Source organism: Acinetobacter rudis (assembly GCF_000829675.1).
Lineage (GTDB): Bacteria > Pseudomonadota > Gammaproteobacteria > Pseudomonadales > Moraxellaceae > Acinetobacter > Acinetobacter rudis.
Window position 1 is genome coordinate 1 of record NZ_BBRX01000108.1, and the last position, 7,407, is coordinate 7,407.

The window sequence follows — 7,407 nt, forward strand, 5'->3', positions numbered from 1 at the left end:
CTCAGGATCCTGCAAAGCAGATTGGCGTAAATACTCATCAATTTTTTTATTAACTGACTTCTCAATTAATGATTGATATATTTGAGCTTTTTCAGCTTCAGTATTTTTAGCAAAATTGGTAATTAAATGATGAAGATCATAAACATCCTGTCGTCGGCTTCTATTTCTTACAACTTGTTGAAGAATGGATCTAAATTTTTCAGCCATTAAAGCTGTGAAACTATAAACTTTTACTATCTCTTCATTCTCAAGATGGACTTCATCAAGTTCACCAGTGACTTCATTAAAACTATAATCAATAGATATTGTTTGAGGAGATTCATACCTTTCAAGGCGTTTCATTGCACCAACATTATCTTTTTTTGCATAACCAATAGTAATAAGTAACGAAGGGAAATCTACTGTTTCGAAATCCTTTGGTTGTTTTTTAATTCTTTGTACTCGACAAGCAATGTTATATGTATTTAGTTCTACTTCAGCAACTAACAACGCAGTATTTAATTCAGACCGAAGATCTTCTGTATCTATTTCTTGTGGATTGCTTAATGCAGAGAAATCTAAATCGGTTGTAAATCGTGTATTAGCATATTGAATCGCCATCAATACACCACCTTTCAGAGCCATAATAGAAGAAAGTCTACTACTAGAACTGATTGCCATAAGCACTATATGCATTGCCTTCCTAATATCAACGTGATCTTCCGTTTCGTTAACCCATTGAGTTAAATTCAATTCCATATGGCTCTACACACGAGTGATTTAAAGAAAGACACCATTCTACATTAACAATATTAGAGAAGTCTTCTCCTGCTATAAAAACTCGACTACTACCTCGTAAGTCTCTGTTTCTATTTTTCATTTTAACAATTTCAGGATCACTCTGTCCTAAAATTTGTTCAAATATCAAACCAATTCTAGCTTGAGAGATTAAGCTAGATTCTAAGGCAGCTTTATAAATTTTCTTTTTAAATGGTAAGCCATACTCTTTAAATATATCCATAACATGTTCAATCCCACCACATTCTTTAGGGTTGTTGACCATTTCAACAAAGAGATTTCCTATTTCTATTACTCTTACCCCATTATCTAAATTAATATAAGGTTTTGGTGATTTTGTTGATGATACTAAAATCTTCTTTTTAAAATAAACATCATTATTTTTTGGATACCTTGGTAAATATTTAAGAATTATTTCTTTCTCATCAATTGAAACATTAATCTGATCTACAACTTCAATAATTTTTGATTTCCATTGAGTTCTAGAAGGAAGTTCTATTTGTATTTGTTTTGGAATTCTATCTGTAATCGAATAATGTCTCATTGCAGATAAATGGGTCAAGTAAGCATATGGAAATAATGGAATTATTAACTCTATAGGAGTTAATTTACTATTATTTTTAACAAAATACCCATACCCAGTTGCATGAGGAGCATATGCATTCATAAATGGCTCTTCAACAAGATAATTATGAGTAAATCTTTTAAAAGCCAATTCCAAATCAGTATTACCATGTATTGATATTTGTTGGTTACCAATTTTTTTAGAAAGGAAAAACTCTCTGAATTTGAGAAATAAATCAAATCTGTTTATTGAGCCATATTTATACTCATTCAAAAACCAAATTATCATTGCATTATTCAAAGACAATTTAGGGGCTTTTTGCATAAATAACATTCTCTAAAAGTATATAAGTCCTTAGGACTTATATACTTTTAGAGTTGATGTTGTCAAGTGTTTTTTTTTGAAAAAAAATTATAAATGATTGATAAATAATGGTTTTTAAAAAATATTTTGAATTTTAGTCCTAATCACTTTATAATGTGTCCTAAGGACACATTATAAAGTGATTGTATGCTCATATCTTAAGTCTATCACTCATACAATAGATTAATTTTAATACAATCAAAAGGTTATATTATTTATATAATAGACAAATTAATAATAATTTTTAAATTCGTAAATGAATAGTTGCTCTTTCAATACTAAGTTATTGATTTTAAATGTATTTTACACACAGCATAGAGCCTGTTACAATGCGATATATCGCATTGTAACAGGCTCTATGCATAGCCCAATAACACTTCCTAAGCAAAACCGATAAGAACCGCAGAACTATTTAACATAAAATCTCTTATTCAAAATTAAAGAGAAAGGCCAAACTCATAATAGCTTAGCCTTCTCATTTAAAAAGAATTACATAAGAATAATGAAAGTAAAGGATTCTTTATCCTAAAGATTACGCCAATTCTCTACGTTATAAAAATGAGAAAGGACATGTAATTCGTCTTTACAGAATTCTGTTTCCTTTTCATATTCTGAATATTTCTTATTAACAATAGATGATTGAATAGCATCATTCATTTCCTGATGAATAATTGCCGTATCAAAGCTTTTAACTTCATGAGTTATATTACCTTTTTCTATGACCCTGTATTCCTTCAACCTTTTTTCATCTTCTGCAATTTTCTTAGCTTGCATTCGGATACTTTCAAGACCTTCAATTCTCAATTTATTGATAGCATTCTTAGCTGAATCTCGAATATTTTGCTTTAATTCGGGTTTTAAAGTAACTTGAATACCTTCAATTAAGTCTCTATCAACAGAATTTCCTATTAGGTAGTCTGCTATCAGCTTAAAGAGTTCATTATCTTTGTTTACTGTAATAGCCGTACGTCCAATGACAGGTAAATTACTTGCCTCATTTTTTTCTAAACATTCTTGAATAGGCTCTATTTTGAACTCTAAACCACCGAGTTTTAATAGTGAAAATACATTATGTAAATAATTCTTAAAACCTGCTGCCGTTGGTGCACCTAAACGACTAGCAAAAGAAAAAATATTTCGATTAGGATCGAAAAATATATAGGATGCGAAACCAATATTGGTATCTTCTTCTAACTCTTTCAAAATATTTGATGCATGTATATTATCTGCAGTCTTTTTAATTTTTTGCACTGCATCATTTGTTTTCGCAGAAACAAATAGGTAAAAATTTTTAATTCCATCAACTGGTACTAAAAATATTTTGTCCCCAGTCATAACTATATTACTAGCAATTTTCATACTAGTATCCCAGTTTGTAAGGGCCTTTAAAAAAGGCTTTAAATCAAATGGGTATACCTCAAGAGTATTAGTGTCTTGGATGTCGTAACAATAATGGTAGATTTTCAAATCATTTTCCTAAAGCTATATCGTTCTATATTTAATCAAATAACTGTATATGGTATTTATACTAAAATAAATATCTATATATAGTGTTTTCAATAGACTTTAGAACAATAGCGACAAGTGTCGACGTTCTACTTCATGTATTTAATTTATGCGCCAGAAAAACAAACCATCACCTATCAGACTCGAACCCCATTTGTTACATGAAGAATATATACTTAACATAAAATCTCTTATGCGAAATCAAAAATGGGAGCCTTAGCTCCCATTTTTTTATTTTAGCTCATGTTCTTTGTAATACTGATGTGACCTTTTAGAATTATGTTTCCAACTTTTAGCCACTTTATAGACATAAGTTGGAAAATCATCCCAGATATAAGGTAAACCAGTACCACGTGCTACACGAATCTTGAGAGGATAGTCTTTATATTCAAGATAATGCATGAAATAAAAACTTCTCTCTTGTTGAGTGCTAAATTTCTTAAAATAAGCACTTCTTATATGAGGATAGCGCTTGCAAAAATAATCATGAGTGTTTGTTTTTACAGGTTGATAATACTGACATTTCAGTTTTTTCATTGTTCCTCCTAGGTAACATTACCTAGAAGGGATCCTCTGCAAAGTAGTACATTTTCTTGAATCCTATAAAATTATGGATGATTTTTTAAATCTTCCATCATAGCTTCACGCAGAATTTTATTCATACGTGTCTGATAGCCTTTCCCTTGCGCTTTTAACCATGCAAGTACATCAGCATCAAGACGAACTGAGGTCTGTTGTTTCACAGGGCGATAAAACTGCCCATGACGCACAGCATTGCTCCAGTCAGTAATTTCAGGAATATCAGATAAATCTAGTTGATCATCAGACATAGTACCCTTAGCAAGTAAACGTTGAATTTCAGCATCTTGCTTATCACCGAAATTTTCATTCAGTTCTTTGCGTGTATATCTAACCATGCTCATATTGACTACGCTCCGCTTTGGTTACTTCTCTTGCACTAATGATTCGTATGATTTCACAGTCATCTTCATCAAAGATGGTATGAGCAACCAATAACATCAGTACGCCTTTGACCATACCAATAGTTTGCCAACGCTCTTCACCATTAGTATGTCGATCTTGAATTGAGATCCTTAAAGGATCATCAAAAACGAGGCTTGCTGTTTCAAAAGAAACATCATGTTTTTTCTGATTCTTTTGGTTTTTAGCCTCATCCCATTCGAAATACAGTTCCATAAAAAACATTCAAATTTGTATATACAATAATATATCACATATTTGTCTTTAATAAGACGGAAAGCGTAAATTTTGCTCAAATCTATTGGCGGAATATATCAAAACTGCTCATAAAAAAGCCGATTTGTTTCCAAGTCGGCTTTGGGGTAGAAAATCTGCATTATATAAAATTATAAATTATTGATTTATAAATAATTTATCCTGTTCATTTCGCATAAGCACCATTATGTTAAATGGAGGTATTATTCCACCTTATTAAAAATATTACTTGAAACAGTTTTCCCTCCGACAGGAATCAAAAATATTAAACTAAGATCGGTTGTTTTCTCTGTAATCACCAAGTTTCCATTCTGGTCTAAAAAAGTTAGAGCCGTGTAATACCCCCAACTTTGACCTAAATCAGCAACACTGTAATTTGATTTTTTTAATATTTCATATTTATCATTAAAATAAAGTGTTTTTGACTCTCTACTTTTATCTAAATTTTCTTTTAAATATGATAATAATTTAAGGTTACGTTCATCAATTACCTTTTTATTTTCATTTAAAATTTCAGCGATTAACTCTTGAGAACTAAACTTAGGAGTGATTCTTACATATTTTCCTCCTTTTTTATAAAGATAAAAATATCGACCTAAATCCTCAATGGGAGACCTATCTTTTTCAGAATTATAGGATGGTGTTATAGAAAATATATAAGATTTACCCTCTGTAAACCTTTGTTGATTTTTAGATAAATCATTACTACGTGAGTCTATAGAAATACAACTGGATACTATTAATCCAATGCAAATTATAAGTATAATATTTTTCATATTTTGTAGATTTCCTAAAAGTAACATAATACAGCTTATGCGAAGCCCTGGTATTAATCTTGGGCTTTAGACTCTACTTCTATTTCTCTATCAGCAGAAAAATGATCAGGATTTGCAAAAATAATATTTTTTTGACAACTCTCACAAACCATTAACCCAGCAAAAAGTTGTACATTTTTCCTTGATTCACAAAGTGTGCATGGCCTAGGAAAAGTAATGATATTTTCAGAGTTGACCAAGTCTATTGACATAACACATTACCTTTTAGTTGCACATGATTATTTGTAATAAATTTCAGTACTTTATACCTTAATAAATACGCAAATAGTGTATTACCTATGTGTACAAAATACTTCCAATGATTTTAGACATTTATGTCAATAACATGTCTATAAGTTGTGATACAAAAAGAATTTTATTGATTGAATTGACAGTAACATCATTAATCACAATAGAAATTAAATGAGAACTCATTTTTATATATATTTTTCAGTATCTTAATATTATTTTTCCTGTTTAAGAGAACTAACTATTAGTTTTGACTAAGTTCTCAATTTTTTTATTAAAAAACAATTTATTATATTTAAAAACTGCCTATTTAGAGAACTTTTTTGAGTTCTCATGAATACTCTTATATATCAAAGGTTAGTATCAAAAAATGCTATTTTTAAAGAACTCATTTTGAGTTATGAAATATCCTTCGAAGTCTTTTTCACATAAGGCTTTTGAGCTTTTATCTTTAGATGCGTGGTGTGTGAACTAAAAATTGCCGGTATGTACCGGCTCCTAATCCATTTAATTGACTTAACTGACAGTAAAGATAGTCCTTGGCCAAAAGAGATCCTGACTATTGTGTTTCTAAGAGAAAAATCTATAAATGGAAATTCTAGCCTACAGATCAAAAATAAAACCCAAGTTAAAACGCTCTCACATGCGATTTCAGCCACATTCTTACTTTAAACATAAAATCCACTATTGAAATGAGTAATCAGGTCAAAAAACGCAAATGAGTGCCAAATAGAGGCTATTTTTATTCTAATCGGGATGTATAGAGCGAGTGTCTACGAGCGACCAATGAAAATTCGCGCCTAGACTCCCTGAAAAACAGCTTTTTAGGCTGTGAAATCTAAATAAGCGTTAATTACATGTAAAAAATGGAGTCTAGATCGAGCGTAGCGAGTAAAAAAGCTTTATGAGCGAAGCGAATTCCGAGTTGTTTTGCTCTTGCCTTTGCTTTTTCTCAAAGTTACAACAGGCTGATCCTAAAAATTGCCCCACGAATCGAGCGAAAGCGAGATTCAATAGAGTTTGAGCGTAGCGAAAACCAAGGGCAATTTTTCATTCCTGATACTTTTAATGATTTTAAAGTTTTTAAATACTTTTAGACCAGCTGAAAGCCTTTATACATAATGGTTTAAGAGCTTATATCACTACGTTTATCGACCCATATCACTACGTTTATCGACCCATATCACTACGTTTATCGACCCATATCACTACGTTTATCGACCATTTGACTACTTCAATATTCAATGTAGTATTACTACATCATTTTACGATGTAGTAATAAGAATAATGAAAGACTTAGTTGTCAAAGATAATGCTTTAATTAATGCAAGTTATAACCTTGATTTAGTTGAGCAAAGGTTAGTTCTATTAGCAATCATTGAAGCCAGACAAACAGGTAAAGGAATCAATGCTAATGATGCGTTGGTAATTCATGCATCAAGCTATATTGAGAATTTCGGTGTAGAAAAACATACGGCTTATGCTGTTTTGAAAGAGGCAAGTAAGGTCTTATTTGATAGGAGATTTACTTATCAATCTTTAACAGATAAAGGGAATGTAAAAACTACTCATAGCCGTTGGGTAAGCGAAATTAGCTATATTGATAATGAAGCATCTGTAAGTCTTATCTTTTCACCAGCTGTCGTCCCATTAATTACAAGGCTTGAGGAACGCTTTACTAGCTATGAATTAAAGCAAGTAAGTCAATTGACAAGCAGATATGCAACTAGACTTTACGAACTATTAGTTGCTTGGCGCACCACTGGTCAAACTCCAGTATTTGAGATTTCAGAATTTAGGCAGCAACTTGGTATTGCGGATGATGAATACACGCGCTCAGATAATTTCAAAAGAAGAGTTTTAGATATAGCTATATCCCAAATCAATACTTTTACA

The 7,407-nt window shown here is 31.1% G+C and carries 9 protein-coding genes; 1 reads left to right on the forward strand and 8 read right to left on the reverse strand.

All coding sequences use genetic code 11. The features are described 5' to 3' along the window. From Aru01_RS17495 to Aru01_RS17530, 8 genes are all read right to left on the reverse strand, one after another. A partial coding sequence (locus Aru01_RS17495; protein WP_042111696.1) for a nucleotidyl transferase AbiEii/AbiGii toxin family protein occupies positions 1-738 on the reverse strand: 738 nt, incomplete at its 3' end. Next, a complete protein-coding gene (locus Aru01_RS17500; protein WP_016655041.1) occupies positions 710-1,666 on the reverse strand; it encodes a hypothetical protein in 957 nt (318 codons plus the stop codon). The genes Aru01_RS17495 and Aru01_RS17500, both read right to left, overlap by 29 nt. Positions 1,667-2,230: 564 nt before the next feature. After that, positions 2,231-3,172, reverse strand: a complete 942-nt coding sequence (locus Aru01_RS17505; RefSeq protein ID WP_255209872.1) for a RexA family antiphage protein — start codon at positions 3,170-3,172, stop codon at positions 2,231-2,233. A 270-nt stretch (positions 3,173-3,442) separates the two neighbouring features. Beyond that, positions 3,443-3,748 carry a hypothetical protein gene (locus Aru01_RS17510; protein WP_016655044.1) on the reverse strand — a complete coding sequence of 102 codons (306 nt, stop codon included), beginning with the start codon at positions 3,746-3,748 and terminating at the stop codon, positions 3,443-3,445. A gap of 71 nt (positions 3,749-3,819) precedes the next feature. Further along, entirely contained in the window at positions 3,820-4,134 is a 315-nt protein-coding gene (locus Aru01_RS17515) for a BrnA antitoxin family protein (RefSeq protein ID WP_042111697.1), read from the reverse strand. After that, positions 4,121-4,408 carry a BrnT family toxin gene (locus tag Aru01_RS17520; RefSeq protein WP_042111698.1) on the reverse strand — a complete coding sequence of 96 codons (288 nt, stop codon included), beginning with the start codon at positions 4,406-4,408 and terminating at the stop codon, positions 4,121-4,123. The genes Aru01_RS17515 and Aru01_RS17520 overlap by 14 nt, the downstream gene beginning before the upstream one ends. A 242-nt stretch (positions 4,409-4,650) precedes the next feature. Beyond that, entirely contained in the window at positions 4,651-5,223 is a 573-nt protein-coding gene (locus Aru01_RS17525) for a hypothetical protein (RefSeq protein WP_042111699.1), read from the reverse strand. A gap of 53 nt (positions 5,224-5,276) precedes the next feature. Then, positions 5,277-5,474: a hypothetical protein gene (locus tag Aru01_RS17530; protein ID WP_042111701.1), complete on the reverse strand. Its 198-nt coding sequence runs from the start codon at positions 5,472-5,474 to the stop codon at positions 5,277-5,279. A 1,324-nt stretch (positions 5,475-6,798) separates the two neighbouring features. On the opposite strand from Aru01_RS17530, the gene repM reads away from it, so the two are divergent. Further along, positions 6,799-7,407: replication initiation protein RepM (repM, locus tag Aru01_RS17535; RefSeq protein ID WP_042111702.1), on the forward strand; the 609-nt coding region annotated here is incomplete at its 3' end.

Bases quoted from the DNA above. Each gene is read 5' to 3' on its own strand.
- Aru01_RS17500 (WP_016655041.1), bottom strand. From the start codon at position 1,666: ATGCAAAAAGCCCCTAAATTGTCTTTGAATAATGCAATGATAATTTGG.
- Aru01_RS17510 (WP_016655044.1), bottom strand. From the start codon at position 3,748: ATGAAAAAACTGAAATGTCAGTATTATCAACCTGTAAAAACAAACACT.
- Aru01_RS17515 (WP_042111697.1), bottom strand. From the start codon at position 4,134: ATGAGCATGGTTAGATATACACGCAAAGAACTGAATGAAAATTTCGGT.
- Aru01_RS17520 (WP_042111698.1), bottom strand. From the start codon at position 4,408: ATGGAACTGTATTTCGAATGGGATGAGGCTAAAAACCAAAAGAATCAG.
- Aru01_RS17525 (WP_042111699.1), bottom strand. From the start codon at position 5,223: ATGAAAAATATTATACTTATAATTTGCATTGGATTAATAGTATCCAGT.
- Aru01_RS17530 (WP_042111701.1), bottom strand. From the start codon at position 5,474: ATGTCAATAGACTTGGTCAACTCTGAAAATATCATTACTTTTCCTAGG.